The organism is Vibrio sp. MarTm2 (assembly GCF_027587055.1).
In the GTDB taxonomy this organism is placed as follows: domain Bacteria; phylum Pseudomonadota; class Gammaproteobacteria; order Enterobacterales; family Vibrionaceae; genus Vibrio; species Vibrio sinaloensis_D.
Genome location: NZ_JAPPTK010000003.1, coordinates 238464 through 265454, shown reverse-complemented (window position 1 = coordinate 265454; position 26991 = coordinate 238464). Strand labels below are relative to the sequence as shown.

The 26991-nt window shown below is 47.3% G+C and carries 24 protein-coding genes; 16 read left to right on the top strand and 8 right to left on the bottom strand.

From position 1 onward, the window contains the following. Positions 1 to 6: 6 nt before the first annotated feature. Both ulaG and OH458_RS08760 read left to right on the top strand, forming a co-directional pair. Positions 7 to 1074, top strand: coding sequence for an L-ascorbate 6-phosphate lactonase (gene ulaG / locus OH458_RS08765; RefSeq protein ID WP_269978029.1), 1068 nt, complete (start codon positions 7 to 9; stop codon positions 1072 to 1074). Between the two features lie 139 nt (positions 1075 to 1213). After that, positions 1214 to 2461, top strand: coding sequence for a leucine-rich repeat-containing protein kinase family protein (locus tag OH458_RS08760; RefSeq protein ID WP_269978028.1), 1248 nt, complete (start codon positions 1214 to 1216; stop codon positions 2459 to 2461). A 54-nt stretch (positions 2462 to 2515) separates the two neighbouring features. Here the strand turns inward: OH458_RS08760 and OH458_RS08755 are convergent, their stop codons facing one another. Both OH458_RS08755 and OH458_RS08750 read right to left on the bottom strand, forming a co-directional pair. Continuing rightward, positions 2516 to 4201 carry a glycoside hydrolase family 13 protein gene (locus OH458_RS08755; protein ID WP_269978027.1) on the bottom strand — a complete coding sequence of 562 codons (1686 nt, stop codon included), beginning with the start codon at positions 4199 to 4201 and terminating at the stop codon, positions 2516 to 2518. A gap of 31 nt (positions 4202 to 4232) precedes the next feature. Further along, the gene (locus OH458_RS08750) at positions 4233 to 5264 is read right to left on the bottom strand and encodes a LacI family DNA-binding transcriptional regulator (protein ID WP_269978026.1); all 1032 of its coding nucleotides are present in this window, start codon (positions 5262 to 5264) and stop codon (positions 4233 to 4235) included. A 329-nt stretch (positions 5265 to 5593) separates the two neighbouring features. Between OH458_RS08750 and OH458_RS08745 the strand changes: the two genes are divergently transcribed. From OH458_RS08745 to gtfA, 5 genes are all read left to right on the top strand, one after another. Next, positions 5594 to 6946 carry an ABC transporter substrate-binding protein gene (locus tag OH458_RS08745; RefSeq protein ID WP_269978025.1) on the top strand — a complete coding sequence of 451 codons (1353 nt, stop codon included), beginning with the start codon at positions 5594 to 5596 and terminating at the stop codon, positions 6944 to 6946. A gap of 85 nt (positions 6947 to 7031) precedes the next feature. Further along, the gene (locus tag OH458_RS08740; protein ID WP_005469357.1) at positions 7032 to 8042 is read left to right on the top strand and encodes a carbohydrate ABC transporter permease; all 1011 of its coding nucleotides are present in this window, start codon (positions 7032 to 7034) and stop codon (positions 8040 to 8042) included. Beyond that, on the top strand, positions 8042 to 9223 hold the full coding sequence (locus OH458_RS08735) for a carbohydrate ABC transporter permease (protein ID WP_269978024.1): 1182 nt from the start codon (positions 8042 to 8044) through the stop codon (positions 9221 to 9223). Before OH458_RS08740 ends, OH458_RS08735 begins: the two co-directional genes overlap by 1 nt. A 28-nt stretch (positions 9224 to 9251) precedes the next feature. After that, on the top strand, positions 9252 to 10343 hold the full coding sequence (locus tag OH458_RS08730) for an ABC transporter ATP-binding protein (protein WP_269978023.1): 1092 nt from the start codon (positions 9252 to 9254) through the stop codon (positions 10341 to 10343). Positions 10344 to 10396: 53 nt separating this feature from the next. Then, the gene (gene gtfA, locus OH458_RS08725) at positions 10397 to 11878 is read left to right on the top strand and encodes a sucrose phosphorylase (protein WP_269978022.1); all 1482 of its coding nucleotides are present in this window, start codon (positions 10397 to 10399) and stop codon (positions 11876 to 11878) included. Between the two features lie 72 nt (positions 11879 to 11950). On the opposite strand, the gene OH458_RS08720 is transcribed toward gtfA, so the two are convergent. Then, positions 11951 to 12691: an SDR family oxidoreductase gene (locus tag OH458_RS08720; protein WP_038135615.1), complete on the bottom strand. Its 741-nt coding sequence runs from the start codon at positions 12689 to 12691 to the stop codon at positions 11951 to 11953. A 40-nt stretch (positions 12692 to 12731) separates the two neighbouring features. Beyond that, entirely contained in the window at positions 12732 to 13655 is a 924-nt protein-coding gene (locus OH458_RS08715) for a LysR family transcriptional regulator (protein WP_269978021.1), read from the bottom strand. 57 nt (positions 13656 to 13712) lie between these two features. Between OH458_RS08715 and OH458_RS08710 the strand changes: the two genes are divergently transcribed. Continuing rightward, positions 13713 to 13949: a DUF2798 domain-containing protein gene (locus tag OH458_RS08710; protein WP_269978020.1), complete on the top strand. Its 237-nt coding sequence runs from the start codon at positions 13713 to 13715 to the stop codon at positions 13947 to 13949. Between the two features lie 42 nt (positions 13950 to 13991). Here the strand turns inward: OH458_RS08710 and OH458_RS08705 are convergent, their stop codons facing one another. From OH458_RS08705 to OH458_RS08695, 3 genes are all read right to left on the bottom strand, one after another. Next, complete coding sequence (locus tag OH458_RS08705) at positions 13992 to 14708, bottom strand: YebC/PmpR family DNA-binding transcriptional regulator (RefSeq protein ID WP_005469305.1); 717 nt, start codon at positions 14706 to 14708, stop codon at positions 13992 to 13994. A gap of 93 nt (positions 14709 to 14801) precedes the next feature. After that, positions 14802 to 15011, bottom strand: coding sequence for a DUF3283 family protein (locus tag OH458_RS08700; RefSeq protein ID WP_005469113.1), 210 nt, complete (start codon positions 15009 to 15011; stop codon positions 14802 to 14804). A gap of 166 nt (positions 15012 to 15177) precedes the next feature. Next, positions 15178 to 15375 carry a PA3496 family putative envelope integrity protein gene (locus tag OH458_RS08695; protein ID WP_038135611.1) on the bottom strand — a complete coding sequence of 66 codons (198 nt, stop codon included), beginning with the start codon at positions 15373 to 15375 and terminating at the stop codon, positions 15178 to 15180. Positions 15376 to 15751: 376 nt separating this feature from the next. Between OH458_RS08695 and OH458_RS08690 the strand changes: the two genes are divergently transcribed. Genes OH458_RS08690 through OH458_RS08680 form a run of 3 tightly spaced genes read left to right on the top strand, consistent with a single transcriptional unit; the run spans position 15752 to position 17999 of the window. Further along, positions 15752 to 16600 (top strand): ABC transporter ATP-binding protein, encoded by an 849-nt coding sequence (locus OH458_RS08690; protein WP_269978019.1) that lies wholly within the window; start codon positions 15752 to 15754, stop codon positions 16598 to 16600. Then, positions 16597 to 17529, top strand: coding sequence for an ATP-binding cassette domain-containing protein (locus tag OH458_RS08685; protein ID WP_038135608.1), 933 nt, complete (start codon positions 16597 to 16599; stop codon positions 17527 to 17529). Before OH458_RS08690 ends, OH458_RS08685 begins: the two co-directional genes overlap by 4 nt. Continuing rightward, positions 17526 to 17999: a transcriptional regulator gene (locus OH458_RS08680; protein WP_269978018.1), complete on the top strand. Its 474-nt coding sequence runs from the start codon at positions 17526 to 17528 to the stop codon at positions 17997 to 17999. Before OH458_RS08685 ends, OH458_RS08680 begins: the two co-directional genes overlap by 4 nt. Positions 18000 to 18393: 394 nt before the next feature. Here the strand turns inward: OH458_RS08680 and OH458_RS08675 are convergent, their stop codons facing one another. Further along, positions 18394 to 20364: a replication initiator protein RctB domain-containing protein gene (locus tag OH458_RS08675; protein WP_038135602.1), complete on the bottom strand. Its 1971-nt coding sequence runs from the start codon at positions 20362 to 20364 to the stop codon at positions 18394 to 18396. Between the two features lie 1261 nt (positions 20365 to 21625). Here OH458_RS08675 and OH458_RS08670 point away from each other — a divergent pair. The 5 genes from OH458_RS08670 to OH458_RS08650 all read left to right on the top strand — a co-directional run bounded on the left by OH458_RS08670 (position 21626) and on the right by OH458_RS08650 (position 26899). Further along, positions 21626 to 22843, top strand: coding sequence for a ParA family protein (locus tag OH458_RS08670; protein WP_269978017.1), 1218 nt, complete (start codon positions 21626 to 21628; stop codon positions 22841 to 22843). A gap of 6 nt (positions 22844 to 22849) precedes the next feature. Next, positions 22850 to 23821: a ParB/RepB/Spo0J family partition protein gene (locus OH458_RS08665; protein ID WP_038187921.1), complete on the top strand. Its 972-nt coding sequence runs from the start codon at positions 22850 to 22852 to the stop codon at positions 23819 to 23821. Between the two features lie 88 nt (positions 23822 to 23909). Then, complete coding sequence (locus tag OH458_RS08660; protein WP_269978016.1) at positions 23910 to 25919, top strand: GNAT family N-acetyltransferase; 2010 nt, start codon at positions 23910 to 23912, stop codon at positions 25917 to 25919. A gap of 334 nt (positions 25920 to 26253) precedes the next feature. Then, positions 26254 to 26565 (top strand): STAS domain-containing protein, encoded by a 312-nt coding sequence (locus OH458_RS08655; RefSeq protein WP_269978015.1) that lies wholly within the window; start codon positions 26254 to 26256, stop codon positions 26563 to 26565. Further along, on the top strand, positions 26540 to 26899 hold the full coding sequence (locus OH458_RS08650) for a response regulator (protein ID WP_038135593.1): 360 nt from the start codon (positions 26540 to 26542) through the stop codon (positions 26897 to 26899). The genes OH458_RS08655 and OH458_RS08650 overlap by 26 nt, the downstream gene beginning before the upstream one ends. The last annotated feature ends 92 nt before the right edge of the window (positions 26900 to 26991 follow it).

The window sequence follows — 26991 nt, the reverse complement described above, 5'->3', positions numbered from 1 at the left end:
ACTGTTATGAGCAAAGTGAATGAAATAACTCGTGAATCTTGGATCTTAAGCACTTTCCCTGAATGGGGGACATGGCTAAACGAGGAGATCGAAAATACGGTAGTCGAACCAAATACATTCTCTATGTGGTGGCTAGGGTGTACTGGGATCTGGCTTAAGAGCGAAGGCAATACCAATATCTCGATCGACTTCTGGTGTGGTACTGGTAAGAAAACGCAAAAGAATGCGTTCATGAAAAACCAGCATCAGATGATGCGTATGGGTGGTGTGGAAGCCCTTCAACCAAACTTGCGTACTGCCATTTTCCCACTTGACCCATTTGCCATCAAAGAGATCGATGCAGTACTTGCTTCTCATGACCACGCTGATCATATTGACGTCAACGTTGCCGCTGCGGTTCTACAAAACTGCCCTGAGCACGTCAAGTTCATTGGTCCACAAGCTTGTGTCGACCTATGGATGGGCTGGGGCGTTCCAGAAGAGCGTTGTGTGGTAGCGAAAGTTGGTGATGTATTAGAAGTAGGTGACATGAAGATCCGCGTTCTCGACTCATTTGACCGCACGGCACTGGTTACGCTTCCAGAAGGCACATCGTCATATGATAAAGAGATTTTGGATGGAATGGACAAACGTGCCGTCAACTACTTGATCGAAACAACGGGCGGTTCCGTTTATCACTCTGGTGACTCACACTACTCAAACTACTACGCTTCACATGGTAACGAGTACCAGATTGATGTCGCGTTACTTTCTTATGGCGAGAACCCTCGTGGTGTCACTGATAAAATGACGTCATCGGATATTCTTCGCGCGGCCGAGTCTTTAGACTGTGAGGTCGTTATGCCATTCCACCACGACATCTGGGCCAACTTCCAGAATGACCCTAGAGAAATTGAAGTGCTATGGAACATGAAAAAAGATCGTCTTCAGTACAGCTTTGCTCCATTCTTCTGGCAGGTTGGTGGTAAGTACACTTACCCAACAGACAAAGGACGCATGCATTATCAACACTTCCGTGGCTTCAAAGACATCTTTAAAAATGAGCCAGAATTGCCATATAAGGCGTTCCTATAACCTTACCTCCCCTGCCAAGCCGAGTGTTTACCCACTCGGCTTTTTAATTGTTGAGCCTAGCCTCCACCTCGCCTTTTGTATCCAACCTGCGTAGAATACGCGCTCTTTTCCTATTCACGAGCACTTATAGGCAGTCAGTTTGCATACAGTAGAACAACTCAAACGCGGCGAGTTACGCGGCATACATCGGCTTAAACTCTCAGAGCAGCTTACTGAGCTACCCGACGAGATCCTCTCTTTGGCCGATTCACTGGAAATCTTAGATGTATCAAACAACTTACTGACCGACCTCCCCGACTGGTTAGCCGAACTGCCTAAACTGACCATTGTTTTCGCCTCCCAAAACCGCTTTACGCATTTACCTTTGGTGCTCGGACGTTGTAAGCAGCTTGAGATGGTTGGCTTCAAAAGTAACAAGATCGCCCGCGTATCAGGCGATGCGCTGCCTCTGCAGCTACGTTGGCTGATTTTGACCGACAACCAAATTGAGAAACTTCCAGAGGCGCTCGGTCATCGACCACGTCTACAAAAACTGGCGCTGGCTGGAAACATGATCAAGGTATTGCCCACCAGTTTTGATAAGTTAGAGAGTCTTGAATTGGTGAGACTGTCCGCCAATCAGCTCACCCACTTCCCTGATGTCTTGTTAACTCTGCCTAAACTGGCGTGGATGGCGTTTGCTGGCAACCCGTTCTGTGAGCGAACCGTGACAACCGCCACGGTTCCGCGAGTCTCGCCTGACAGTTACCGACTCAACCATGTGTTAGGTCAAGGCGCTTCTGGTGTGATCTCGCACGCCGATTGGCTAGATCGCCGCTACGATTTTCCTGATCAAGTCGCAGTCAAAGTGTTTAAAGGCGAAGTCACGAGCGACGGCTACCCACAAGATGAGTTGCAAGCCTGTCTACAAACGGGTTCGCATGACAACTTGGTGGCGTCGATTGGTTTGGTGGATGACGCTGAATCTCTTGCTTTGGTGATGAAGCTAATCCCTGATAACTACGTCAACCTTGGTTTGCCACCCACACTGAAAACCTGCACTCGCGATGTGTTCAAACCAGAGTTTCGCTTGTCGGTCAGACAAATTGAGAAGATCGTCGATCAAATGGTGGACGTGTTCAATCACATGCACGACAACAAGGTTTGCCATGGCGATCTCTATGCCCACAACGTATTAATCAATCAAGAGTGTGAGATGATTTTCGGCGATTTTGGTGCGGCGTCGGTTTATGACTACCTGACAGAAACGCAGCAAAGAGGGGTAAGAAAAGTGGAGGCCAGAGCGCTGAGCCATTTTATTGATGACCTACTTTCAGTCTGCCAAGCAAAAGAGCAGCAAACGGCGGCGTATCAATCACTGCGAAAGCTCACAAAATTGATCGCCTAATCCTTCTCACGCTTTACAGTGTAAAGAGCCACCTCGCAAGGTGGCTCTTTTTGGCTATGCCAGTTCAATCACCAAAGCTTGGTAAGGCTTTAATGCCATCTCCGTTAGGCTCTCAACAGTCTCTGGGTAATTGTTGATCACTTGCTGTTTGACACTGCAGGGATAACTTCTCACCACACTATTGCCACTAAAGTTTGCAATAGTCAGCAGTGATTTGCCTTGATGACTGCGGATGTAGGCGTAGACCTCACTGTCTTGCGGGTCCAGCAATTGATGCTCGCCATACACAATCACGTCACCGTACTGCTCTCCTTGACGCAAAGCAATCAAGCGGCGGTAGTGATGATAAATCGAGTCTTCATCCTTAACCGCCTGTTCCGCGTTGATCTCTGGATAGTTGTCATTGACGGGCAGCCATGGCGTCCCCGAGGTGAAGCCAGCGTTTAATTGATCGTTCCACTGCACAGGGACTCGAGCGTGATCGCGTGAAAAATCGTTCAAAAAGGCCAGCGCATCCGCATCACTTACCCCTCTGTCACGCATTTTTTGATAGTGGAATTTCGCCATCAAGTCATTGAACTGGTCAATAGAGTCAAAGTGCTTGTTGGTCATACCAATCTCTTCACCTTGGTAGATGTACGGCGTGCCACTCATCATATGCAGTACCGTGCCGAGCATTTTCGCACTCACCACCCGGTACTTTGCAGAGTCACATCCATAGCGCGAAACCGTGCGAGGTTGATCGTGGTTGCTCCAATAAAGACTATTCCAGCCCTTTTGATACAAGTCTTCTTGCCAACGAGTCATGATCTCTTTGTATTGAACCAAATCGAACGGTTTTTTCACCGCATTGTGCTCTTCCCTATCGATACTGACGTGCTCGAACTGGAATATCATGCTGATCTCGTTGCGATCAGGATGCGAATAATAACGCCCATCAAGGGTGGTGGTGAAAGGCGTTTCTCCCACGGTTAACACATCATAATGTTTGAGGACTTTGTCATGCATTTCACGCAGGTATTGGTGAACCAACAAGTTATTGGACCAATGCTCCCACCCCGCAACCCCTTGATCGAAGATCGTCGCATCGGGGTAATCGGAAGGTTTACCAATCATGTTGATGACATCCATACGAAAACCACCCAATCCTTTTTTCAGCCAGAAATGCATCATGTCGTAGACGGCTTCACGCACTTCTGGATTCGCCCAATTGAGATCAGGCTGCTTGTTGCTGAACAGATGCAGGTAATACTGCCCGGTGTTCTCATCAAGCGTCCAAGCCTTAGGTTTGAAAAAAGACTCCCAGTTGTTTGGCTCACTGCCATCAGGCTTAGGATCTTTCCAAATATACCAGTCCCGTTTAGGGCTATCTTTGCTGCTGCGTGATTCAATAAACCACGGGTGTTCGTCAGAGGTATGGTTGACCACCAAATCCATCACAATCTTGATACCGCGCTTATCCGCTTCAGCGATCAGCCTATCCATATCGGCCATGGTGCCAAATACAGGGGCAATTTTCTGATAATCGGAGATGTCATAGCCGTTGTCATCCATCGGCGATTGATACACAGGACTCAACCAAATGACATTGGCACCCAGCTCCGCGATGTAGTCGAGTTTGTCGATGATGCCAGGAATATCACCGATCCCATCGCCATTCGCATCATTGAAGCTTCGCGGGTAAATTTGGTAGACAACCGAATTGTGCCACCAGCGCTTATCGAGTTGCTGCGTACTCATGATCGTTGCTCCTTAAACGGGTTATACAGGCCTAACTGGTACGTCGAATCATTAACTCGGTATCGAGTACCATGGTTTGATATGGGATGTGCCCCATCGCCATCTGGGCGGCAAGCTGCCCTTTATGCATAATCGGCTGCCTGACCGTGGTTAATCCGGCTGACTCTGCAGCAGGAATATCATCAAATCCGACAATACGAATCTCTTCTGGAACGATTAAACCGAGCTCTTGGGTTACCTCAAGGGCTGCGAGAGCAATCTTGTCACTCATACACAACAGCACTTGGGGACGCTGCGGTGAGGTCAACGTGCCTCGCAACATGGTTTTTAGAACCGGTTTCTCAAGCTCATGGATTTGCCATACATTGTCCACATCCAGCGTCGCCCCCTTGTCGTGAATCGCCCGTTTGTAGCCTTCAAAGCGGCACCTCGACACCGATTCTTCCTCTGTATACAGGTTGTCTAGATTGGCCAGTGCCAGTGCATTGGTCGATTCCAAGCGCAAACCGAGGATCAAGATATGGTCATCAGGGCTGTGAATTGCGTGGCTTGCGATGTCGTAACAGGCTTGTTCGTTATCAACGTTAATCGAGGGAATGTCTGGCCAACAAAAATCGACCGTCACTAAAGGTTTGCGCTGACGCGTAATCAAGTTCATGACGTTGGCGTCCATCGGTTTGCCGTACACAATAAAGCTGTCTGGAATCGTCTCGACTTGAGTGTTCTGATAGTTCTCGGTATTGGACGGCAGCATCAACATGTTGACGTGCTCTTGGTCAAGCAATTGAGAAATCCCCGCAAGAAACTCCGTCGCTACAGGATCGGTAAAGTTGAACGCAAGGTTGTCAGCCAATAACAGCCCAATCACCCCCGTTTTGCCAGTTCGAAGGCTGCGCGCAGTGATGCTTGGTCCGCTGTAACCGAGGTTTTCACACTCAAAGAGAATCTTCTCTCGCAGCGATTTAGAGAGCTGGTTTGGTCGGTTAAAGGCATTCGACACCGTCGCGGTGGAAACCCCGAGATACTCAGCTACGGTTTTAAGTGTCGGCTTTTTATTTTGCATGATAGGGCTAAGTCCAAACGTCTTGTTCTGTAGGCAAAGGTAGCCTCAATTTTTTAAAGTCTAAAACGATTAAGTAAAAACCAGTACTCGAAGGAGAGAAGCAAACTGATCAACTTTGAACCCGATCAACTTTTGTTCAAAATAACAGCAGTAAATATGATCAAAAGCACAACATAAGGCTAAAAAACAAGCAATCTCTGGAGGTAGTTCTATTTTGATTAGTGATAACTTAATCGATTAAGAGATAACCACCATAAACGGTCATCTCAACAAAGTTCGGTTTGATAACAAGAAACGTTAATTAGGTATCTGAACACGGAGTCTAACCAATGAAAACCACTCTACTTGCTAGTTCGATTGCTGTCGCGGTGCTGTCCCTCCCTACCATCGCTGCTGATTTAAAATACACTCCCGGCGAGGACGCTCGCTTCAATTGGCAAAGCTACGAGGCTTTGAAGAGTCAAGATCTGAAAGGTCAAACCATCACCATCTTTGGTCCTTGGCTTACCCAAGATAAAGAGTTAGTTGAAAGCGTGATTGCTTACTTTGAAGCCGCGACAGGCGCCACAGTGAACTACTCTGGTTCAGACTCGTTTGAGCAACAAATCGCCATCGATGTTCAAGCAGGCAGTGCGCCGAATATTGCGATTTTCCCTCAGCCAGGTTTGGCTGCCGATCTCGCTTCTAAAGGCTTCTTGACCCCCCTAGAGCCAAAGACAGCAACATGGATCAATGATAACTATGCCGCCGGTTCTTCATGGGTCGATTTGGGGACCTTTGCCGGTAAAGATGGCAAAGACGCGCTGTATGGATTTTTCTACAAGGTCGATTTGAAATCGCTGGTTTGGTACGTCCCTGAAAACTTTGAAGATGCGGGCTACGAAGTCCCTGAAACCATGGAAGAGTTAAAAGCGTTGACCGAGCAAATCGTCAAAGATGGCGAAACTCCATGGTGTGTTGGTTTAGGCTCGGGCGGTGCGACAGGCTGGCCGGCAACAGACTGGGTAGAAGATATGATGCTGCGCACTCAATCGCCAGCGGACTACGACAAATGGGTCACCAACGAGCTCAAGTTTAACGATGCCAAAGTGGTCAACGCGATCGAAGAATTCGGTTGGTTTGTACGCAACGATGCCTATGTTGATGGCGGCGCTCGCGCAGTTGCTGCAACCGACTTCCGCGATTCACCGAAAGGTTTGTTCACCTCTCCGGTCAAATGTTATATGCATCGCCAAGCCTCCTTTATTCCGAGCTTCTTCCCTGAAGGCACTCAGCTAGGTGCAGACGTTGATTTCTTCTACTTCCCAGCCTACGAATCGAAACCGTTAGGTAAGCCAGTACTCGGCGCTGGTACCATGTGGAGCATCACTAAAGATTCACCTGCGGCGCGCGCCTTTATGGAATTCTTACAATCCCCAATCGCCCATGAAATTTGGATGGCGCAATCAGGCTTCTTAACGCCGCATAAAGGAGCAAACGTGGCTGCCTATGGCAATGAAACGTTGAGAAAACAGGGTGAGATATTGCTGCAAGCGACAACCTTCCGCTTCGATGGCTCCGATCTGATGCCGGGCAAAATTGGCGCAGGCGCCTTCTGGACAGGCATGGTGGACTACAGTGGTGGTAAACCTGCCCAAGACGTTGCCAACGACGTCCAAACCACTTGGGATGCGTTGAAGTAACTCCCACGTCGAAAGCCGATAGGCACTGCTCTATCGGCTTTCTGTTGCCTCGAGAACGAATTCGACAGCGATAGGTGAAATAGCAATGGAACAGCTTTACTCCTCACTCTTTATCATGGCGTTAGGCGTTGCCAGTTGCGTGGTCTACTTTTTGGGCACCAACTGGTTGCTGAGTGTGATCTTTCCAACCAAAAACGTCTCCAATCAAACCATGGCTCGCAACTTGCGACGTGCCGCATCCATTCGTCCTTGGTTGTTTCTTGGCCCTGCCTTGAGCTTTCTTGGTTTGTATCTGGTGTATCCAGTATTTGAGTCGATTGTGCTGTCTCTGCACGACAGAAACGGCGACCAATTTGTTGGCCTCGCCAATTATCTATGGCTCTTTAACGACCCTGAATTTCGCGAATCGCTTTTCAACAACTTACTTTGGTTGCTGGTTGTCCCCGCGGCGTCGACGTTTTTCGGTCTGGTTATCGCCGCTCTGACAGACAAAGTCAGCTGGGGCAATATCGCCAAAAGTCTGATTTTTATGCCGATGGCAATCTCGTTTATCGGTGCATCCATCATTTGGAAATTTGTCTACGACTATCGCGCTCCTGGATCAGAGCAAATCGGTATTCTCAATGCCGTAGTTGAAGCGTTTGGCGGCACCGCGCAAGCATGGATCACGATCCCATTTTGGAACAACTTCTTCTTGATGGTGATCTTAATTTGGATCCAAACCGGTTTTGCGATGGTGATCCTCTCCGCTGCGCTGCGCGGTATCCCAGAAGAGACGGTAGAAGCCGCTGTTCTTGATGGCGCGAGTGGGGTGCAAATCTTCTTCAAGATCCTCATTCCACAGATTTGGGGCACCATCGCCGTGGTGTGGACCACCATCACCATTTTGGTACTGAAAGTTTTCGATATTGTTTTGGCAATGACCAACGGTCAATGGAGCACCCAAGTTCTCGCGAACATGATGTTTGACTGGATGTTCCGAGGCGGCGGTGATTTCGGACGCGGAGCTGCCATTGCGGTAATCATTATGGTTGCCGTTGTCCCTGTGATGGTTTGGAACATGCGCCAAGCGAGCGCGCAAATGGAGGATCGCTAATGTCAGATTCAACGTCTGCGAGTAACGCAACATTCAGCATGAGCAAACTAAGGCGCTCACCGCTGACGCTTTTGGTCCACTTTTCGGTATTTGTGATTGTGGTGCTGTGGACCTTACCCACGGCGGGTCTTTTTATTTCGTCGTTTCGCGACAAAGACCAATTGGCGATTTCCGGTTGGTGGACATCTCTCACCAGTTCGCAGCAAAACTTGGTAGAGCGTACCGAGGCGCCTGACAAGCAAGTAAAACAAGGGGATCGATATGTTCTTCAAGGCCAACTGCTGGTAGATGGCAAGCCGAGTACCATCAGCGCATTTGGGTTTTCGTCGCGTGAGCCTACCCGTTACCAACCAGGCGAAGTGGCGCAAATGCGAAATGACGGCACACTCACGGTTACAGAAAACGGCCAATATCAGATGACCTCACCCGAGCCGTTTACTGGCTCGCGAGGCAAGCGAATTTTCTTTACCGCTGTTGTGCCTCCCAAATTCGGCTTGGATAACTATCAAGAAGTGCTGACCGCAGAAGGGATTGGCCGCTCATTTATCAACTCCCTAACCGTCACCATACCCGCCACAATCATTCCGATATTGATTGCGGCTTACGCGGCCTACGCACTCTCTTGGATGAAAATGCCCGGGCGAAACCTGTTGATTGCGTTAGTGGTCGGCTTACTCGTGGTGCCTTTGCAAATGTCATTGATTCCACTGTTAAGACTCTACAACGATATCGGCGCCTTTTTTGGCGTGGGGGCAAAAACCTATCTCGGGATTTGGCTCGCCCACACTGGCTTTGGCTTGCCCTTGGCTATCTATCTGCTGCGCAATTACATCTCCAGCTTGCCACGAGAGATCATTGAATCTGCGAAAGTAGATGGGGCCACCGACTTTGAAATCTTTATGCGCATTGTGCTGCCACTCTCTTTTCCTGCCCTCGCCTCATTTGGCATTTTCCAATTCTTGTGGGTTTGGAACGATCTGCTGGTGGCCACTGTATTTCTTGGTACCGGCGAAGAACACATGGTGTTAACCGCACGATTGCGTGAGCTGCTTGGTTCTAGAGGCGGCAACTGGGAAATCCTTACCGCATCGGCCTTTGTCTCTATTGCGGTGCCGTTAGCGGTCTTTTTTACCCTACAACGCTACTTAGTTCGTGGACTTCTTTCTGGCTCAGTCAAATAAGCCGTTTGCAAATGATGAGAATAATGAAATGACAGGATTAGCTTTAACCAACGTAACCAAATCATACGGTGACACGCAAGTTCTGCACGGCATCGACCTCGATATTCGCCAGGGTGAATTTGTTGTGTTTGTCGGCCCTTCTGGCTGTGGAAAATCGACACTATTGCGCATGATCGCGGGGCTAGAGGAAATCACTTCTGGCGACCTCTTTATTGAACAAGCCCGCGTCAACGATTTGCCCGCCGCTATGCGCGGTATTGCGATGGTGTTTCAAACCTATGCCCTCTACCCGCACATGACGGTGTATGACAATATGGCGTTTGCGATGCGCATCGCCAAAGAATCAAAAGAAGCCATTCATGAGCGAGTGATGGAAGCTGCCAGAATGCTGCAACTTGAACCTTACCTCGACAGGCTACCCAAAGCCCTGTCTGGTGGTCAGCGCCAGCGTGTGGCGATCGGACGCGCCATCGTGCGCCAACCCAAGGTGTTCCTGTTTGATGAGCCACTCTCCAACCTAGATGCGGCGCTGCGTGTGCAAACCCGTATTGAAATTGCTAACCTGAAAGAACAGCTTGAGCAAACCACCATGATCTATGTAACCCATGATCAGGTCGAGGCAATGACGCTTGCCGATCGCATCGTGGTGCTCTCGGCGGGGAAAATCGAACAAGTCGGTACGCCGCTTGAGCTCTACACGAATCCAGCCAATGTATTTGTTGCTCAGTTCATTGGCTCTCCAGCCATGAACCTAAGTGCTGCAACGCTGATTGAAGCGGGCGATAAATGTAAAGTGAGCGCCGAAAGTGGCCTGCACATCGATATTCCCATTGCCGCCAACCCTGATCTAAAAGGAAGCCAGCTTCAATTGGGCGTCCGTCCAGAAGATTTCCTCGTCGCAAACCAAGAGGAAGCGCTCATCTCCGGAACCGTGCTGTTTGTAGAGTCATTGGGCGAAGTCACTTTGCTCCATATCAACGCCGAAGGGCATGAGGAAGCCATAGTAGCGAAGTTACCCGGGATCTTAGATTTCCATCGCGGGGAACAAATCCATCTAAAAGCGGATGTCGAGAAGATCCACCTCTTCAACCAAGATGGTCTCTCTCTTAAACACTTGTGATAGTGGATTCTGGCTTCTGCTCTCTCGCGAACTCGATACAGGAACGTTCTATCATGCAAAATAAGGTTCAGTTGATCGCTTACGTTGACCGCTTAAGTGGCGCCGATTTACCCGCATTGAATACACTGCTCACCACTGAGTTGAGCGGCCTTTTTTCCGCCGTTCATCTGCTACCGTTTTTTTATCCTATCGACGGCAGCGATGCAGGATTTGATCCGATAGACCATCAATTGGTTGACTCACGCTTAGGCAACTGGGCGGATGTCAAAGCGCTCAGTGAACACTGTGACATCATGGCAGACCTTATCGTCAACCATGCGTCGGCTCAGTCTCCGCAGTTTATCGATGTGCTTAACTATGGCGAGGAATCCGCCTATTGGTCTCTGTTTCTCAAAGAGCAAGACATCTTCCCTAGCGGCATCACTGATAGCCAAGCAGAGGCCATTTATCGTCCCCGCCCCAACCGCTGTTTTAGCGCCAAAACGCTCAAATCGGGTCAGCAAGTTAACTTTTGGACCACCTTTACCGACAACCAAATTGACATCAATGTGGAACACCCCGAGGGCAAAGCGTATCTCGAGCAAGTGTTGCAACTGTTCGCTGACAATGGGGTGAAAATTATCCGCTTAGACGCCGCTGGCTACGCGATCAAACGCGCAAATAGCAGCTGCTTTATGCTCGATGAGACGTTTGATTTCATTGATGCTCTATCTCAGCGGGCCAATCAACTGGGCATGGAAACCATCGCCGAGATTCATAGCCACTATCAAACGCAGATTGATGTCGCGAAACGGGTTCATCGAGTCTATGACTTTGCCCTCCCGCCGCTGGTATTGCATGCTCTGTCCGCTAACGATGTCGATCCGCTGATTCATTGGCTGGGCATTGCGCCGCGCAACTGCCTTACCGTGTTGGATACACATGATGGAATTGGCATTATTGATGCGGGTCCCGAAGGCGACAAATCAGGGCTACTGACGCCATCTCAAATTGATAGTCTGGTTGAAACCATCCATACCAATAGTGGCGATCAAAGTCGTTTGGCGACGGGCGCAGCAGCGAACAACCTCGACTTGTATCAAGTCAATTGCAGCTATTACGACGCACTGGGAAGAAATGACTTTCACTACCTTATCGCGCGAGCTATTCAGTTCTTCAGCCCGGGCGTCCCCCAAGTCTATTACGCGGGTTTGTTTGCCATGGAGAACGACGTCGAACTGCTAAAGAAAACCCAAGTCGGCCGTGACATCAACCGCCCCTATTTAACGTCGCAAGAAGTCCATTCACGACAGCAAAATCCCGTGGTCAAAGGGCTAATGGAACTCATCAGGCTGCGCAATCGTCACCCCGCTTTCGATGGTGAATTTGAAGTTTCAGGAGGGGGCACATCATTGACGATAACTTGGAGCAAGCAAGATTGCCAAATAGCTTTGGCAGTAGATTTGGCGTCACAAGAGGCGTCGATAACGAGCAGCATGGGCGATAAAGAAGAAGCGCTCGACATACACCAACTGGCCAACCATGTGGCAGATTGACCAAATCGAACAGGTAAGATGCCCCTTCGGTCATCCTTGCCGAACGTCAGACAGGTCACGCAGATGTGCTTGCTAGCGACCACCCGCTAAATCGACAAAAGAGCCGGTCACATACGATGCCTCTTCGCTGAGAAGCCACGCAATGGCATTAGCGACTTCTTCAGGCGTTCCACCACGCTTGAGAGGAAGATTGGGACCAAGGCGGTCAACTCTTCCCGGCTCGCCTCCGTCAGCGTGCATATCGGTATAGATACAGCCTGGGCGCACACCATTCACGCGGATATTCTGCCCAGCCAGCTCCAACGACAGCCCTGTGGTCATCGAATCCATCGCCCCTTTTGATGCCGCGTAATCGACGTATTCAAAAGGGGCGCCAAGTCGAGAGGCTGCCGACGAGACATTCACAATCGCCCCATGCTCGATAGCGTGATCGAACTGATTGATAAAGGTTTTGCAGCAGACAAAGCAGCCAATCACATTGGTGTCGAGCACTTGCTTAAATCGCTTAACGTCGATGTTGCGCAGTTCAGATTGAGTAAAGAGAATCCCGGCATTGTTAACCAAATGCGTCACGCCGCCGTAACGCTGACGAGTTGCGACAAACATAGCTTGAACTTGATTCTCGTCACTCACATCCGCTTGATAGGCAAACGCCTCGCCGCCTTGCTCCACAATCTTGTCGACAACCGAGTGCGCTTGTTGCTGATTAGAATGGTAGTTAACACACACCTTGTAGTTTTGCTTGGCGAGCAGCACGCAAGTCGCCGCTCCAATTCCTCGTCCACCACCGGTCACAATCACGACTTTACTCATCTTCTATCCTTAAGAGCTCAACAGACTTTACACTGTAAACCTAACCGATCTTGGCTCTGTTTTTAACCCCTTCCAACAAAGCATCAACGAATAAAGTCAATGCTTTAGGTTGATAGCGCCGCTGCTTGTAAACAAGGTACGCTTGTCTGTCGCTGCGATGATACTGAGGCAGAACACGGGTCAAATTCATCTCTTCTGTGACATGACGAAAGGGCAATGACGCAATACCGAGTCCTTTTTCCACCGCCGCGCAAACCGAAATAATGTCATTAACGATCAACCTAGGATGAATCTTTAACATTTCCACTAAGGTATCGTCTTGATAGACAGGAATATCCACAATGTGATCAACGCTAATCCAATCAAGCTGAGGAAGCTGTTCCAAGGTCGTTAAGGGCTGACCAATGCTCTGCAAATACTCTGGGCTAGCAAAAAAGGCGTGTTTTGCCGTAAAGAGCGGCCGAGCGATCATCTCATCAAGCCCCGTTACGTCGAACGTCATCAACAGATCTCGATCCGACTGCGGAACCGCTTGCTCTTGGCTAAGGACTAAATCGAGTGTGACTTTGGGGTAGTCGGTTAAAAACTGCTCGACCACCTCAGCGATAAATCCGCGATAAAAATTGTGGGGCAAGGCTAACTTAATTGACCCCGACACCTCTTCGGTGTCTAAGACGAGTTGGTCAAAACTGGATTCAATGGACTCCATACCGCTGCGCAGCCACTCAAACGTTTGCTGACCATTTTGAGTGGCGACAAGCTCCCGTCCTTGCTTTTCAAGAAGGCGAGTATTGAGACGTGACTCTAGCGCAGATAAACGACGCGACATAGTCGAAACAGGAAGTTGCAGCTTTCTTGACGCAGCAAGCAATGAGCCCTCTTCAACAACACAGCAAAATAGGTAAAGGTCATCAATATTTCCAAATATGGAATTCGTGTTTATAAATGTGCTTATTTTTCTCAATAATGACTAGTTATATCCTTATTCCTCTCTTCACGACAAGCGAATAAAGGACAAACTATGAATCGAAAACAGTTTTGGCTCTCTGCCCTACTCTCCTCTTTTACCATGGCCGCGATCATGTCTGGCCTACTGTCGGGCTATAAGTTGGGGTTTGGCGACCAATGGCCCGCGATATGGATGCAAAGCTTCGCCCTGGCGTGGCCCTGCGCATTACTGCTTAACTTGACGGTCTTACCTCAGGTTCGCAAACTTGCGACTTGGCTTGCGACAGCGACCTTCACCTCGCAGGCATAAAAAAACCGAGCACTCTGGCTCGGTTTTTTAATCTCGCTGCAATTACAGCTCAGCGTTGTGGTAAACCTGCTGAACATCATCACAGTCATCAAGAAGATCTAGGAATTTCTGGAACTTCTCTGCGTCTTCACCCGCGACTGGCGTGTGCGTTTGAGGAACAAACGTGATTTCCTCAACATCTAGCGTCAAGTCAGGGAATGCACCGTTTAGAGCCGTCTTCGTTTTGAAGAACTCGGTATGCGGAGCAAATACCGTGATTACGCCATCTTCAAGCTCTACGTCTGTTACGTCAACGTCTTCCATCATCAGGGTTTCTAGGATGATTTCATCGTCATCGCCCTTGAACTGGAATACCGCTTGGTGATCGAACATGTGAGAAACAGAACCTTCAACACCGATCTTCGCACCCGTTTTCACGAAACACTGACGTACGTCTTGGAATGTGCGGTTGCCGTTGTCTGTCAGACAGTCAACGATCACGCTAGTGCCACCAGGGCCAAAACCTTCGTAACGTGCTGGTGCGTAGTCTTCGCCGCCACCGCCGTTCGCTTTGTCGATTGCTTTATCGATAACGTGTGCTGGAACTTGGTCTTTTTTAGCTTTTGCGATCAGGTGTTTTAGCGACAAGTTCATGTCTGGATCTGAGCCACCGTTTTTCGCGCACATGTAAATTTCTTTACCGTATTTGGAATAAACTTTAATTTTTGCGCCAGCTGTTTTCGCCATAGAGGCTTTGCGCACTTCAAAACTTCTTCCCATCGGGATGTTCTCTCTAATTCAATTTAACGCGAAGGATTTTAGCAAAAAGCGAGAGCTTTTCAATTTCTCACTTTGCAGAGGAAATGGCCCGCATTAGGCGACACCCATTACTCGCTTATATTTGGCTACGGATTCTAAAAAGAACGTTCGTTCATTGTCATCTCGAATTTTGTCGGCTTCCTGATCGATTTCATCAGGTACAGCTTTCGCTTCACGAAGCTTCCAAACTAAAAACGACGCTTGCTTATCAAGCTCAACCTTATTTTTCTCTTCGGCAGGAAGGTTAGAAAGGTTAATCGACATAAAAAACGCTCTGTATCCGTAAAAATATGGAGTGGGAATATACCACACCAACGCCCAATGTTGAGCAACAATCGTAGGTTGTAAGCGGATCAGATCAAAAAAACAGCGCAAAAATAAAGGGTGGCTTGATGTGCCACCCTTAGGTATTTGAGATTAGACAAGACAACTAGTGCAACAAGCCCAGTTCCTTTGCTTCATCAATTGATAAGCCACTTTCACGAATCTCTCTGAGCGCTTCAATACGACGACGTGCTTCTGCACATTTGACCGATGTTACCGGCTTCTGTGACTCGACTTCTTCCGTGAAGTCCCACTTATCTGCAATCTTAGTCATTTCATCATGGTCAATAGAATTAATGGACATATAAACCTCCGAACAAACCATGCTAGGGACAGCTAATCTGTAGCAAAACAACGCGCCCCTTGTTAAGAATTTTAGCTCCAGAATGTGATTCTGCTAATAGTTCGAAAAGTCTTATCTATTTTTCTATAAATAGGCTTTGCACGGCCCATTATCTCGAAGTACATTTAAAAGATTACCCCCAATGAAAGTAAGCTGATCTGGCTCTCACTTTTCTTCTCCCCTTATTGGCTCGAAACACCCGCAACGCGCCGCTTTGCGCACTCTTTAAACAACGCTTTTTCGACTCACTTCACCCTTTTTGCCATGAGTTCTTTTCACTCACGAACTAAGGGTTAATGATAATCATTATCTTTTACTTTTTTTGGTAGGTAGATTTATGAGTCAATCGGTTCTCGAGCATGCATTTCATGCCGACCCCATTATTCAAATACGCGAATTGTGCGTCGATTACATTACCGATCACGGTGATTTCCAAGCCGTGAAGTCGGTGAGCTTTGATATCGGAAAAGGCGAAATCTTTGGCCTTGCGGGAGAGTCAGGCTGTGGAAAGAGCACCATCGCTTTCGCCATCAATCGTCTCCATAAGCCGCCTGCGTTTATCTCTGGAGGTCAAATCCATTTCCAAGGGAGAGACTTATTGCGCCTTCCAGATGAGGAAATTAATGCCATTCGCTGGAGTGAAATTGCGATGGTATTCCAAAGTGCCATGAACTCGCTTAACCCAGTATTGCCAATCAAAGAGCAGTTCGCCGATGTGCTTCGTCACCACCAAGGTGTCAGCGAGGAAGTCGCCCAAGACCGCGCTGAAAAGCTACTCGATCTGGTCAACATTCCACGTGAGCGTCTCAGCGAATACCCTCACCAATTCAGTGGCGGTATGCGTCAACGCTTGGTGATTGCGATTGCGTTATCACTCAATCCTAAATTGATCATTATGGATGAACCCACCACAGCACTAGACGTGGTCGTTCAACGAGAGATCTTGCAGCAAATCTACCAACTTCGTGAAGAGTTTGGCTTCTCGGTTCTGTTTATCACTCACGACCTCGCACTAATGAGTCAGCTTTGCGATCGCATCGCCATCATGCGCCACGGCGAAATCGTCGAAGTCGCCGCCTCAAAACAGATACGCAATGCACCACAACACCCTTACACACAAAAACTTTGGGCTTCGTTCCCGAACATCCATGAAGGTAAACACAATCAAGAAGGAGCGACAGCATGAGCGAGCCCATTATTAGACTGAACAACGTCGTTAAAGAGTTCACCATTGGTGGCGGTTTCGCTTCTGAAGAGCGTTTCAAAGCCCTGCAAGGCGTGAGCTTCGATATCTACAAAGGGCGTACTCTCGCGCTTGTGGGGGAATCAGGTTGCGGTAAAAGTACCTGCGCGCGCTTAATGACAAAGGTCTACCCTGCGACCTCGGGTGAAATCTTGTTTAACGGCAAAAACATCGACGATATTGAAGGGCGCAAAGAGCTGCTTGAATACCGCAGCAAAGTCCAAATGGTGTTCCAAGACCCATTTGGCTCGCTCAATCCAACACACACCATTGAGCACCACCTGACCCGCCCGTTAAAGATTCATAACCAAGTCGCAGACAAAAAAGAGATTCCCGCGAAGCTGCAAGAACTGATTGAATTAGTGGAACTAGCGCCGGATACACTTAAGAAATTTCCCCATGAGCTGAGTGGTGGTCAAAGGCAAAGGGTTAATCTAGCAAGAGCCTTAGCGGTAGGCGCAGAGGTGATCTTAGCCGATGAACCGACATCAATGCTCGACGTATCGATTCGTCTGGGCGTACTCAACCTAATGCAGCGAATGAAGAAAGAGTTCGGTATTGGTTTTCTATACATTACCCACGATCTCGCCACTGCGCATTACATCGCCGAAGAGACCGCGGTAATGTACAAAGGCCAAATTGTAGAGTGGGGAGATACTCAAGCGCTGTTAACCAATCCACAGCATCCTTACACTCAATTGCTGATTTCTGCCGTTCCAGACCCGGATCTTCCATTTGGCAAATTGGTGCAGAGTGAACCAAACTATTCACTGGATGCCGACAAAATTCGTGCAGAGAGTGCCATTGTGCAAGAAGAGTACAAACAAGTCGGTCCAAACCATTTTGTAAAACAATGGGTTAAAGCAGCATGATGACATTAGACGCGTGGGTCGAACAGATGGGTGTGTGGTATCAAACTCGAAAGCATGATCAAGAGCAAACCCTAGAATCATTGATCCAATCGGTTCCAGATACCGTTTGGGGTCCAAGGATCACCGATCTTCAGAGCAAGGCTATCGCTTGCTGGTTAGATGGGTGCCTGCGTGTCTATCAACACAATCATTATGAAAAGCCAGACAAAGCCTATCAATATTTGCAGTTAGCCTACAGCCGACTGCAAAATGTGGCCTCGAATCCACTCAGTGAGCTGGAGCTTAAAGACTGGTGCATGAAACGGTTGCAACACTTGGCAGTATTAACGCTCGAGTTCTGCAATCAGCAAGAGCAAACCTATTGGCAAGCCGAGTCGGATCAGTTGATCGAATCCCATGTTCACTTTATGGCAGCACAATCGTGGAATGAACCACGGAACTATGATCAAGGACAACGCGCCCTCCATTAATCTTCGCCCCCTGTTACTCACCCAATCTTCGGATCAATGATCAAGCAATCCCTTGATCATTGATCCGACAATCACGACTTTTCGGCCACTCTTTCATCTCAAACCTGAATTTTGGACAAAAAAAAAGCGAGTTCAGAGAACTCGCAAAAATATTCAGAATGAATGTAACAATATGAGCCAATCTATCAGGGATAATCTAATCCCTCATTCATCAGAAAGGACAAAAGGTTGTCTATTCGGGATAAATCTTATCCAACTCCCTGATTCGCTTTGTCAGTTGACTGTCAGGAGAATGTAGTAGCTTTGTTCAAAGGTTTATCGAATGTAACAAACGATAAACAGGTGGCACAAAAAAGCCAGCGTGCGACGCTGGCTTCTCTCTTGAAGGTAAAAATTAGACCGCGACTTCATCAAGGGCTCTGAAGACCGTCTCATCGAGGTGCCCTTCAAATACTTGTTTGCACACTTTCCTGCGCACGGCGAGACCAGCAATAAGACGTTCAATGGATAAATGCTTGTTCTCACTTTGGCCGTTATACAACTCGACCATTTTGCTCAAGGTTTCGTACGGAATCGCCTGCTCACCGACACGAAGGTAATCGAGCTTGTCTATGAGCTCCAGACACTCTTCTTGAATTGAGGTGTGTGAATGCCCTGTCATAGCGGCAAGAGCCGTTATAGAGCGTTCTAGGGCCTCTGGTGAGGTGTATTTAGATAGAGTAATGGTAATCTCATCAGCATTGATCTCAACCAGGTGCTTGCGCTGTTTGACTCGTCGGCCAAGTTTTCCTTTCGGCGAGCGTTCTTTACGCTGAATGGGTTCGAACTCACCATCAATGATTTGAGACATCTCTTCAAGCTGCTTTTTAGTCACCATTTCATTGCGCAATGGGTTTGGCAACGTTGGCGCCATATTTCGCTTGCCAGCGTTGGTTGTTCTGGCGCGCGAATAACGAAGCACCTCTTCAGCGTCACATTTAATGTCAAACTGGTAATCTTTGATCTTCCCTTTCTCTTCTACCGCCGAGATCGTCAAGTGATACCCCCAGAGGTTGACGACAAAAAGATCCTCGCTCCCTTTTCCATCCGATAAACGTTTAAGCTCGCGGATCAGATCCATCGAAAAACGGCGCCATTCTATGTTTCGAGCCAACTTCTGATTCAACTCACTCAGCAACATTTCATCAGTATGACGACGTACCATGCGACTACGGAAGTAACTGTAGAGCTGGAATACCAAGGTATGCTGTTTCAAGATCTCAGGTGGGAACAGGAAGAAGTAATCACGCGTCAGCAGCTCTTCGTAGAACGAAGGTTCCCAAACAAGGATATACAGGTTCGGTTTAATGCGAATTTCGCCGTCAGCGTTCTCTGTTGGCGCTTCTTCTGAAGCTGTGATGGTTCTGGCTAGAAAACGGAAACGGTCGCTCTTGAAGCCTTCTGGCATGTTCTCGCTCAACCAGCGGCCAGTCAGCTCATGCAACTGAAAGTCTGTAAATTCAATGCGATCAATACTATCTCGAATTGAATCACGTGCAGGTCCACTGTCTTTTTTGCCGCGCAAGGAAAGAATATCGGTGATATACAGCGGTGTTTTATTCGGAACTTGAGTGCCATCCAGCTGATACTGGTGTTGGTGATGCTCGTGGTATTGAACTGTCAGAGTAAACAAGGCGAATAGGGTCATCAGATCATCAACGGTCATGATGTTCTTTGATGAACGCGTTTCGATCACAGCACGTGTACCTGAGATTGAAACCATACTTTTCTGGTACTGCTTACGCGTCCGTGGTGGTGCTAACGCTTGATCAATGATCCCCGCCCAGTTGGTAGGAGAAACGACAAATTGATCCGCTTCGTCTTTCATTGCTGGTGGCGTATTGAGCCCATGCTCGTTTAACAAGCGCTTGTTCACTTGCGTTTGCGCGAGAGCTTTAGAGCGTTTTTGTTTCTCATTTTGTTTTACCGATTCAGTCACTAGGCTGGTGGCACCAAGCGCTGATATCAATTGGCTCGGATTGATAAAACGGTGCAACATGGTTTTGCCCGCCAATCCTTCTTCAAAGCGAACAGGCACTTGTTGAAACAGTCCAATATTAACTGCTGCACGTAAACGCTGTTGAATCGCAGCGCGAGTGACTTGTCCGTCGGTTGCCTCGATCAATTCGGTGGTCGAGACCAAACCGTCTTTGCTGCTAAAGCCTCGCAGAGAAATCAAATTCAGAAGTTCTACGATACTTTTCGTCACCCCTTTGAAATGCTGATATTGCTCTATCCAGTTAACTGCTGTTTCTGATACCTCGAATAGATGTCCATCTTTGTGGCTTCTAGGGAGTTTGATCAGTATCTTTTCTTCTGAACTCATTTTTAGATCCGTGTCACACTAGCCGTAATATCGCTATAGTTCCAGAAGAATAAAGAAAAAAAGATCATAAATAAAGAAAAAACTTATTGTTTTTAAATAACTGATCTTTCTGATTATATTGATCTTAATTGGTAATATGATCTATTGATCTGGGCGATAAGTGCCTTGTAACTATCTGTTTTTAAAGGAATAAAAAAAACAGCCACTGAAAGCATGATCATGATAATCCCGAAACCATGATCACTATGAACGAGAAAGCATGATCAGAATGATTAAGAACGATGATCATCATCATCATGAAAACATGATCATTGTATGTCTTGAAGCATGATCATCATCGTTTCACATATTATCCACAGATCAGCACGGTGATAAAAGCTAGGATCTTGAATTCGCACTAATAGAGCTGACAAAAATAGTCGAAACGATGATCAAGAGAGAACCATTTTTAATCGATTTCCAGATATTTTCATCATGTTATTCAATTGAAATGACACCACTCCAATGTTATCCACAACAGCTGATTTCTCGTAAAACTGGCGAAAGCATGATCAAGTTTGGTGAAGATAAGTGCCTGTTTGATGGACCTGTCATCGAACTGTCTTTAAATTGTCGTCGATTTGTCTTTAACCCCCACTGTATATGCATTTGCCCGTAATTTATCTGGAAATTTTCATGCTTCCGGAAAGATATCATACTTGATCATTGTTCCGATCTTTTTGCCGATAAGATCACTTACCGATGATTCTGAGTATCTGACGATTTTTCCTTGATCATTGTTCCTTAAGTGGCGTATTTCCCCGTAAGCATGATCATGATGAGTTCCTTGATCATCGTTTCGAAAGATTTGTTGCAATTACGAATCCCTAGTTGGCTCGCCAGATTTAGAACTCCTTCCCTATTTCCGCTCTTAACCATTCAGTTCTAGAGATTTTGTTATCGAGTTTTAAATTGAAATGACACCATCCGTAAAATACGCTGCAAAGTTAATCGTTCCGAGGTTTGTTCCTTAATCGATAGCCTTTTATTTTTACAATGTAAATTTGTGATGCTGTAACATTTTAAATCTAATTTACTTTTCGGGTTATTCCAAAGCTTTAGAAATCGGATTTTTGTGTGCTTTTTACCCTTTGTCACTAAAATGACAAAATGTTTTCTATTTAATGTGATTTTTATCCATAAGTGTATGTTCACCTTTTTATTGTTAATTTAATTAAATGCTGTACAATCGTGGGTAAGTCATTTATTACGGAATTTGGCAATGAAGAGAGATAACACAATAGAAAATCTCAATCGCCTCGCGGAGCAAACCGCTCAGGTTCAAGCAGACCGCATTGAGATTGTTTTGGAAGAGCGCAGTGATGACCATTTTCCACCAATGTCAAAAGCATTGATGGAAACCCGCTCAGGTCTGACTCGTCGTAAATTGGATGATGCCATCAGTAAGCTTGAAGAGTCGGGTCATCAGTTCACTAAGAACAACGCCAATCACTATTCTATTTCTCTTCAAGAAGCGCATATGCTTATGGACGCGGCTGGCGTACCTAAGTTTCATGAGCGTAAGAAAAATGGTGACAATAAGCCTTGGATTATCAACGTACAAAACCAAAAGGGTGGTACGGGGAAATCGATGACGGCTGTTCATCTTGCTGCGTGTATGGCACTAAACTTAGATAAGCGCTACCGTATCTGTCTGATTGACTTGGACCCACAAGGTTCACTTCGTCTGTTCTTAAACCCGCAAATTAGCCTCACTGATCACGAAAACATCTATTCTGCTGTCGATGTTATGCTCGACAACGTGCCTGAAGGTGTGGAAATCGATAACGAATTTCTGCACAAGAATGTGTTGCTACCTACTCAGTATCCAAACTTAAAAACCGTATCAGCGTTCCCTGAAGACGCGATGTTCAATGCTGAAGCGTGGCAAAGCCTGTCACAGAATCAGTCGTTGGACATTGTTAAGCTGCTTAAAGAAAAACTTATCGATCAAATTGCCGATGATTTTGATGTCATTATGATTGATACCGGTCCACACGTTGACCCGTTAGTTTGGAACGCAATGTACGCATCAAATGCGCTGCTCATCCCTTGTGCGGCGAAGCGTCTTGACTGGGCGTCGACGGTTAACTTCTTCCAACATCTGCCGACGGTGTACGAAATGTTCCCAGAAGATTGGCAGGGATTAGAGTTTGTCCGCTTGATGCCAACCATGTTTGAAGATGACAACAAGAAGCAGGTCGCAGTATTGACGGAAATGAACTACCTGTTGGGGGATCAAGTGATGATGGCGACCATTCCAAGAAGCCGCGCATTTGAAACTTGTGCAGATACGTACAGCACCGTTTTCGATCTTACAACAGGCGATTTTGAAGGTGGCAAGAAAACACTGGCGACAGCGCAAGACGCTGTTCAAAAGAGTGCGCTTGAGCTTGAACGTGTCCTTCACAGTCATTGGTCATCACTGAATCAGGGGTAATAGAGCATGGCAATAAAAACTTCAGATCTTAACGCGCGTCTTTTTGGTAAAGCAAACAAGCGTCATGTTACGACTCCACAGCAAGCCCAACAAGCGGCTAAAGAGCAGGCTCAGGTGATTGAGTTGGCGGTTGCTGGTGAACAAACTGTACAATTTGAGTTGGTTCGTATTCCTGCTGAACAGGTTAAAGAGCAGACCGTTGTCTTTGCTGAAAACGCACGTGAACAGTCATTTTTAAACGAACATGCGCTGTCTGACGTACTGGTGACTTTGCGTGAACGTGGGCAGCAATACCCAGCTGTGGGTCGCAAGCGCGAAGATGGGCGTATCGAAGTACTCGATGGTAGCCGTCGTCGCATGTCATGTATTTTGGCTGGCAAAGAGTTCTTGGTTTACGTTGGTGACAACATTAGCAGTGAACACGCTAAGTTCCTGTCTGATGTGGCCAATGCGCACAAGCCGCTTTCATTGTTTGAAAAGGGCAAAGAGATGCTCGCGAAGCTAGAAAGTGGTGAAGCAGAAGATCAGAAAGCGTTAGCTAAAATGTTCCAATGCAGTGAGGCACTTGTCAGTGGTGCGTTGAAGGCTGCCGATTTACCTTTGGAACTTCTTCAGGCTTACCCAAATGTCGCGGACTTAGGTCGTCCTACAATTGTGAAGCTGCATAAACAATTTAATGGGCTAGACGAAGACAAACGTAATCAGTTGCTTGCCAAGTGTGGCTCTGAAGGTGGTTTTGTTTGGCAGCGCAGTCAAGCACACGGGGTGACTCGTATCACTAAAGATGTGACGGAAACCATCGAAGCGTGGATTGAAGAGCTGGCGCCAAAGAAAGCGGCAGTATCGGCTAAGAAAGAGCTGGTCAAAGGGCGCGCAAGCTACACGCGTAAGGGCCAGAATCTGGCGCTTAACTTAAAGAAAGTGGATGACGCCGTGATGCAAGACATCCTCGATTATGTAGCGGACAAGCTTAAATAGTCCAAAACAACTCACAGTGAAAAGCCGCCTCGTGCGGCTTTTTTTATGCAATAATGCGGCCTGTTGTTTCGACCAAACGAGAGACCTCATGAACGCGACGCACCATTTTCTATCTACTTTGACCGATATTGCCAGTCAAAATTTCCATCGTTACGGCGTAGTACTGAATGGCCAGCACGAATGGCAAGTCAGCATCGCTGAATCGGTGACTAAATCGCTGCAATCAGAAAAAGTGTTTCAGTTGGGAGGGGAGGTGCTTGCTTATGCTGACCTCAGCGTTGGTTACAACAAGGGACAACAGTTGCTTGGCCAGGAGTGTGGCTTGTTGATCTGTGACTTGCGCAGCGAGTTCGACGCCAACAGTTTTAGTGCGGCATTGGGGTGTTTGCGCGGTGGCGGTCTACTTTTGGTTTTTCCTCCCGAGCACAATCAATCCTCTCTAGATGGACAATGGCTACAACATTCTTTGGCGAACTTGTATCAACTGCATCAAAATCAGATCCCCAATCTCTCTGCATTACCTTCACGCCATGCCTCTTCTGTAGAGCTTTATCAGCAGCAAAGTAGAGCGGTAGAGAAAATTCGTAAGGTGGTTGAAGGGCATCGTAAACGTCCTTTAGTCATGGTTGCTGACCGAGGTCGCGGAAAGAGTAGTGCGCTTGGAATCGCTGCGGCGCAATTAATCCAAACACGTGCTATGCATATTTTGGTTTGTGCGCCAACGTTGGCGACGGTACAGCCGATATTCCAGCACGCAGAGCGTCTGCTCGACAGCGCGCAAGTTCAAAAAGGCCGTTTGATGTTGGGCGATTCAGTGATCGAGTTTATCGCGCCGGATGATTTGCTAAAACGAAAACCCAATTGTGATTGTCTGTTTGTGGATGAAGCGTCGGCGATTCCCATTCCTATGCTGCAGCAGATGGTGGCGCACTACCATCGCGCAGTATTTTCAACCACAGTGCATGGCTATGAGGGCTGTGGTCGCGGCTTCACGGTTAAGTTTCAGACGTGGCTACAGGCGTGTCGACCTGGGACGCAAACTTATGCACTCTCACAACCGATTCGTTGGAATGAATCTGATCCTTTGGAAGGTTGGCTTTTTGAGACCTTCTTACTGGATGCTGAGCTCGAAAATGTCGGGTGTGAATCGCATCGAACACAATTGACGCGATTGGATAAACAGACGTTACTGGATAGCCCTCATCTGTTGCGCTCATGCTTCGCACTTTTAGTGAACGCTCATTATCAGACTTCACCGAATGATCTCTTGCTGCTTCTTAATGACGACGCCATGTCCTTGTATGCGACATTCGAGAGCGATGTTTGTGTAGGATGTCTGTTAGTGGTTGAGGAGGGCGGTTTAGACGCGGCAACCGTTTCAGATATTCAGCAAGGACGCCGTCGACCCAAGGGGCAGTTAGTGGCGTCAAGTTTAGCGTCGCAGTTGGGTATCGCAGAAGCGGCAATACAATCGAGCTTACGCATCATGAGAATTGCGGTTCACCCTGAGTTACAGGGGAAGGGCATAGGTCAAGAGATGGTTGCGCAGCTTCAAGGACAAACGAGCGCAGACTTTTACTCAACCAGTTTTGGGGCGACGTCTGAGCTGGTCCATTTTTGGCGACACAGCGGCTTTTCCCCTGTGAAGTTGGGAAGCTGTCGCGACCATGCCAGCGGCACACATTCATTGCTGATGGTGAGTGGATGTGCTTCTTGGATTCCTGCCGCTCGCGATTACTATCGCTTGTTTATTCAGTTTTCTTTGTCGAATTTGTTTCAGCATCTTGAAAGCGACTTAGTCCGTAGTTTGGTCGATGAAAGTGATGCTTCCGTTGATGTAACAGGTTTTGATGCCTTGATTCAGGGCTACTTAGCCGGAGGTGCTCAATATGACAGTATTGCTCCTGTGCTTGATGCGTTGTGGAAGCGTTCTCCTCAAGTTATCCAATCCATGAGTGATCTTTTGGTTGCGAAAATAGTACAGCAACAAGATTGGAGTGAGTGTGCTCGTCTCGCTCAGTGTGCGGGTCGTAAACACGTTGAAGCCTTGTTTAAGCAGCAACTTGATGTTTGGATTAACCAATACCGAGCCTGTTAATTTACACTGTAAAACACTCCCGATCGGCAAGTTATCTTGCGATGAAATACCAGTTTACAGTGTAAATGACGTTCTATTTACACTGTAAATCGATTTGATGCGAACCGGTATTGGTATTGCCCCACCAAAAAACCGCCTTTTTTGTAAGGGACTAGTGTTTCTAACTAACCCTTTAATTTCTCGAAGATAATTCGTTCAAACGATAAACGGCTTGTATGTTTCTGGTGCTTTTTTATTAGTACCGTCATTTGCGAATTACTCAGTTCTTCCTACACTCATTTTTAGGCAACAAGATTTATATTGGCTAGAAATAATAAAAAGTGAAGGTTAATACATGGACTGTGCTTTACCTGAATCGCTTGATATCTCAACCGTGCTGGATTCCACTTCGAGTTACAGAGAGTGGCTATCTGAAAACACCGAAATCGTCGTTGATGCTTCGCAAGTATCCCGTGTCGATGCGGCTGGTGTTCAAGCACTTTGCTCCCTATTCATTTCTGCCAACAATCATCAAATTGACATTCAGCTAAAACATCCTTCTCAGATACTGCTTGAAGCGCTTGGTACCTTAGGACTAAGTGAGCAGATCAAATGGAATGAAGATTGTGGAGAGAGCAAGCATGACGAAAATTCTAGCTGTGGATGATTCAGTTTCAATCCGCCAAATGGTGAGTCACACCCTCAAAGATGCGGGGTATCAGGTCGAAACCGCGAACGATGGCCAAGATGCGCTGAGTAAAGTGATGAGCACAAAGTTTGATGTGGTGATTTCAGACGTCAACATGCCAAACATGGGGGGCTTTGAATTAGTAAAAGCGCTGCGTGCAAAACCGCAATACAAGTTTATCCCTATTTTAATGCTCACCACTGAAACCAGCACCGATAAAAAAATGCAAGGCAAGTCAGCCGGTGCAACGGGGTGGTTGGTTAAACCCTTCAACCCTGAAACATTACTCAAAACTCTAAAACGTGTGATTTAAGTTGGCACGCTGAGAGACAAAACAGAATCATCGAACTAATAAAGCGAGCAGCAGGCATTGCGACTTGAACTGCGAGCGATAGAAATCGTCTT

Bases quoted from the DNA above. Each gene is read 5' to 3' on its own strand.
- OH458_RS08755 (WP_269978027.1), bottom strand. From the start codon at position 4,201: ATGAGTACGCAGCAACTCGATAAGCGCTGGTGGCACAATTCGGTTGTC.
- OH458_RS08670 (WP_269978017.1), top strand. From the start codon at position 21,626: ATGAAGAGAGATAACACAATAGAAAATCTCAATCGCCTCGCGGAGCAA.
- OH458_RS08720 (WP_038135615.1), bottom strand. From the start codon at position 12,691: ATGAGTAAAGTCGTGATTGTGACCGGTGGTGGACGAGGAATTGGAGCG.
- OH458_RS08735 (WP_269978024.1), top strand. From the start codon at position 8,042: ATGTCAGATTCAACGTCTGCGAGTAACGCAACATTCAGCATGAGCAAA.
- OH458_RS08740 (WP_005469357.1), top strand. From the start codon at position 7,032: ATGGAACAGCTTTACTCCTCACTCTTTATCATGGCGTTAGGCGTTGCC.
- OH458_RS08705 (WP_005469305.1), bottom strand. From the start codon at position 14,708: ATGGGAAGAAGTTTTGAAGTGCGCAAAGCCTCTATGGCGAAAACAGCT.
- OH458_RS08675 (WP_038135602.1), bottom strand. From the start codon at position 20,364: ATGAGTTCAGAAGAAAAGATACTGATCAAACTCCCTAGAAGCCACAAA.
- OH458_RS08655 (WP_269978015.1), top strand. From the start codon at position 26,254: ATGGACTGTGCTTTACCTGAATCGCTTGATATCTCAACCGTGCTGGAT.
- OH458_RS08710 (WP_269978020.1), top strand. From the start codon at position 13,713: ATGAATCGAAAACAGTTTTGGCTCTCTGCCCTACTCTCCTCTTTTACC.
- OH458_RS08650 (WP_038135593.1), top strand. From the start codon at position 26,540: ATGACGAAAATTCTAGCTGTGGATGATTCAGTTTCAATCCGCCAAATG.
- OH458_RS08685 (WP_038135608.1), top strand. From the start codon at position 16,597: ATGAGCGAGCCCATTATTAGACTGAACAACGTCGTTAAAGAGTTCACC.
- OH458_RS08750 (WP_269978026.1), bottom strand. From the start codon at position 5,264: ATGCAAAATAAAAAGCCGACACTTAAAACCGTAGCTGAGTATCTCGGG.
- OH458_RS08730 (WP_269978023.1), top strand. From the start codon at position 9,252: ATGACAGGATTAGCTTTAACCAACGTAACCAAATCATACGGTGACACG.
- OH458_RS08745 (WP_269978025.1), top strand. From the start codon at position 5,594: ATGAAAACCACTCTACTTGCTAGTTCGATTGCTGTCGCGGTGCTGTCC.
- gtfA (WP_269978022.1), top strand. From the start codon at position 10,397: ATGCAAAATAAGGTTCAGTTGATCGCTTACGTTGACCGCTTAAGTGGC.
- OH458_RS08690 (WP_269978019.1), top strand. From the start codon at position 15,752: ATGAGTCAATCGGTTCTCGAGCATGCATTTCATGCCGACCCCATTATT.
- OH458_RS08695 (WP_038135611.1), bottom strand. From the start codon at position 15,375: ATGTCCATTAATTCTATTGACCATGATGAAATGACTAAGATTGCAGAT.
- OH458_RS08665 (WP_038187921.1), top strand. From the start codon at position 22,850: ATGGCAATAAAAACTTCAGATCTTAACGCGCGTCTTTTTGGTAAAGCA.
- OH458_RS08660 (WP_269978016.1), top strand. From the start codon at position 23,910: ATGAACGCGACGCACCATTTTCTATCTACTTTGACCGATATTGCCAGT.
- ulaG (WP_269978029.1), top strand. From the start codon at position 7: ATGAGCAAAGTGAATGAAATAACTCGTGAATCTTGGATCTTAAGCACT.
- OH458_RS08680 (WP_269978018.1), top strand. From the start codon at position 17,526: ATGATGACATTAGACGCGTGGGTCGAACAGATGGGTGTGTGGTATCAA.
- OH458_RS08700 (WP_005469113.1), bottom strand. From the start codon at position 15,011: ATGTCGATTAACCTTTCTAACCTTCCTGCCGAAGAGAAAAATAAGGTT.